The following is a 2,992-nucleotide window of genomic DNA, read 5'->3' on the forward strand; positions in this document are numbered from 1 at the left end:
CGGCCGTGTCGGTGGCAGTGGCGAGGTGCGGCGCGGACGGCGTGCCCGGGCGAGCTTCGGTACGAGGTTGCTGCTGGTGATGGCCGGGGTGGTGGTGGGCTGCGCGGGGAGCGCGTGGCTCGTCGCCTCGGTGCTGGCGCCGGAGATCTTCCACGACCACCTGGGGCAGGCCGGGATCGACCATGACTCCGCGGAGGCCGCCCACGTCGAGGAGGCGTTCACGGATTCGATCGTCCTGGCCTTGGGGTTGGCGGTGGGCGTCGCTGTGCTCCTGGCGCTGCTGGCGAGCTGGTACCTCACCCGGAGGGTCCAGCGTTCCGTCGCCGTCGTGACCACCTCGACCGTCGAGATCGCCGGCGGACGCTACGACACGCGGGTCGCGAGCCCCGAGTTGGGGCGGGAGTTCGACGACCTGGCGACGAGCGTCAACGAGCTCGCCCGGCGACTCGGCGCCACCGACACCTCGCGACGCCGGATGCTGGCCGACCTCGGTCACGAGATGCGCACCCCGCTGGCCACGATCGACTCCTACCTCGAGGCCGTCGAGGATGGCGTGCGGGACTACGACGACGACACCAGGGAGGTGTTGTGGAGGGCCACCCGCCGGCTCGAGCGCCTGGCGTCGGACATCGTGGCCGTCTCTGCTGTCGAGGAGCACCTGACCCGTCTCCATCCGGTCCCCACCACCGTCGCGGGGCTGGTGGGGACCGCGACAGATGCCGCCCGGGAGCGGTTCGCGGACAAGGGAGTGGAGCTCACCGCCCGTGAGCTCGTCGACACCGAGGTCACCGTGGACATCGACCGCATGGGCCAGGTGCTGGGGAACCTGCTGGACAACGCGCTGCGGCACACCCCTGCCGGTGGCACCGTCACCGTCAGCACCGGGGTGCACGACACCGGACTGGTCTCTGTCACCGTCACCGACACCGGCGAGGGTGTGGCCGCCCACCACCTGGACCATCTCTTCGACCGCTTCTACCGCGTGGACACCGCCCGCGGCCGACACTCCGGCGGCAGCGGGATCGGGTTGACGATCACCCGTGCGCTCGTGGAGGCCCACGGCGGCCGTGTCAGCGCGGCCAGCGACGGCCCCGGACACGGGTCCCGCTTCACCGTCACGATTCCCGCGTCGTCACGCGGCTGAGACCGCGACCCCCGATCAGAACGGGACCTGGGTCCGCAGCAGTCCCTCCACCGGCCTCCGGCCGCTCAGGGCGCGGCAGAACTCGAACGCGTCCATGGTGAGGTTCTCTCCGGCGCCCGGGTGCCCACCGTGCTGCCAGCGCCCGCCCGCCGGGCCGGTGAGCTCCAGGTCGAAGGCCTGGCCGTGCCGACCGGCCCACTCGGTCACCACGTCGTCGACGATCACCCCTTCGTGCTCCGGGGTCGCCGTCATGGCGACACCCGTCGCGGAGGCGATGTCGATGCGGTGCATGAACGGGTCGCGGGTGAGGATCACGTCGAAGAGGTAGCCCATGGACCACCACTCGCCGTTGTCCTCCATGGCCTGCCTCCTCATCACGCCCGGTGCCCGTCGCCGATGCCTGGCGGCCCCGGGGGCCGATCGACGGACCTCGGCGATCAGTTGCTCGGTCGACAGGCCGGCGTTCTTCTCCACCTGGAGCGCCGTCATCGCGTCGATAGGGAGGCACCCCTCGCGCTTGGCCCGCTTGCCGGAGGCCAGCTGCTGGCGGACCATCTCCGGCCAGCTGGCGAGCATCTGGACCATGCCCAGCATGTGCCCGGCCATCGCGCGCACGTCCCACTCGGTGCAGTCGGTCCGGGCGCCCCATTGGTCGGGGGTGAGCCGTTCGAGCATCTCGGCCACCCGGTCGTATTCGGTCTCGGCGAGACGCCCGGCGACATCCCGGGCCAGTCGGGGTTGTCGGGGGTCGTTCTTCGAGCGGTGCTGCCCGGTTGTCGTGATCATGGCGGTGTGTCCTCCTGTGCGGTGGTGACCGGGGCGTCGGTCGGGATGCCGACGTCGTCGAGGTACATGTCGATCGCGCGGTCGACCAGCCGGGCCCAGCGGTCGCCTCCGGGGTCGTTGGCGAGTTGGGCGTCCGCCATGCCGCCCACCACCGCCACGTAGAGGTCGATGTCCTCGCGGTCGGTGATCCCGATCGCCGCGAACCGCTCACGCAGGCCGTCGAGCACGAGCACCGCGGGCGCGTAGGCCTCCGGGCTGGGGGTGAAGCCGGGGATGGTGCGCTGGTTCATCAGCTGGAAGCGCGCGAGGTCGGTGACGCAGAAGTCGAAGTACGCCCGCGCGTACAGCCGGACGGTGCCCCGGGCACCGGTCGGGGGACGCTCGTCGAGGGAGAGCATCACCTCGAGGCATTCGGTCCACGCCTGGGCGAACATCGCGTCGTAGATGGCGTTCTTGGAGTCCACATGGGAGTACAGCGACGGCGCCTTCATGCCCACCCGGGCCGCGACGTCGCGGAGGGTGAGCTGGGCTAGCCCCTGCTCACGGGCCACGTCCCACGCGGCATCGATGATCTCCCGCCGGGTGGCCTCACGTCGTTCGGCCGACCTATCGCGATTCGGCGTGCCTAACATGATTAGGATTGTGCGCCTGTGGCCCGGTGATGTCCAGAGGGGATTGGTCGCGATCCGGTCTCGGGGGAGGGCGAGAGTGGGGCCGATGAGCACAGGAGCAGCCGACTCCGCAGACGTGGCCGCCCCGGCGTAGGGTGACCCGCCCTCGCCACCACCGAATCGCAGCTCGAACTCGACGGCGTCACACCCCCAACTCCCTCACCTCGTCGGCCCAGCTGCGGGCGAGTCGCAGATCGTGGGTGATCGCCAGGACGCCCAGCCCCCTGTCGGCACGCCGACGCAGTGCGCGCGCGATCGCGACCGTGCTCAGCGGATCAAGGTGCGCGGTGGCCTCGTCGGCGATCAGATACCGGGGCTCCTGTGCCAGCGCGCGGGCCAGGCAGGCGCGCTGGAGCTGCCCGCCCGAGACCTCCGCGGGGCGGCGGTCCAG

At 71.2% G+C, this 2,992-nt stretch carries 4 protein-coding genes; 1 reads left to right on the forward strand and 3 read right to left on the reverse strand.

Annotated elements, in window-relative coordinates:
- Positions 1-79: 79 nt before the first annotated feature.
- Positions 80-1,144: a sensor histidine kinase gene (locus tag G6019_RS09180; protein WP_182613765.1), complete on the forward strand. Its 1,065-nt coding sequence runs from the start codon at positions 80-82 to the stop codon at positions 1,142-1,144.
- Between the two features lie 15 nt (positions 1,145-1,159).
- On the opposite strand, the gene G6019_RS09185 is transcribed toward G6019_RS09180, so the two are convergent.
- From G6019_RS09185 to G6019_RS09195, 3 genes are all read right to left on the reverse strand, one after another.
- Positions 1,160-1,930 (reverse strand): maleylpyruvate isomerase family mycothiol-dependent enzyme, encoded by a 771-nt coding sequence (locus tag G6019_RS09185; protein ID WP_107757215.1) that lies wholly within the window; start codon positions 1,928-1,930, stop codon positions 1,160-1,162.
- Positions 1,927-2,562: a TetR/AcrR family transcriptional regulator gene (locus G6019_RS09190; protein ID WP_107757214.1), complete on the reverse strand. Its 636-nt coding sequence runs from the start codon at positions 2,560-2,562 to the stop codon at positions 1,927-1,929. The genes G6019_RS09185 and G6019_RS09190 overlap by 4 nt, the downstream gene beginning before the upstream one ends.
- Before the next feature lie 181 nt (positions 2,563-2,743).
- The coding region (locus G6019_RS09195; RefSeq protein ID WP_182627472.1) for an ATP-binding cassette domain-containing protein at positions 2,744-2,992 on the reverse strand (249 nt) is incomplete at its 5' end.

The sequence above is a fragment of the Dietzia sp. DQ12-76 genome, from assembly GCF_014145045.1.
Classification (GTDB): Bacteria; Actinomycetota; Actinomycetes; order Mycobacteriales; family Mycobacteriaceae; genus Dietzia.

What these genes read in the sequence shown, in the direction of transcription:
- G6019_RS09190 (WP_107757214.1), bottom strand. Translation starts at nt 2,562, where the DNA reads ATGTTAGGCACGCCGAATCGCGATAGGTCGGCCGAACGACGTGAGGCC.
- G6019_RS09180 (WP_182613765.1), top strand. Translation starts at nt 80, where the DNA reads ATGGCCGGGGTGGTGGTGGGCTGCGCGGGGAGCGCGTGGCTCGTCGCC.
- G6019_RS09185 (WP_107757215.1), bottom strand. Translation starts at nt 1,930, where the DNA reads ATGATCACGACAACCGGGCAGCACCGCTCGAAGAACGACCCCCGACAA.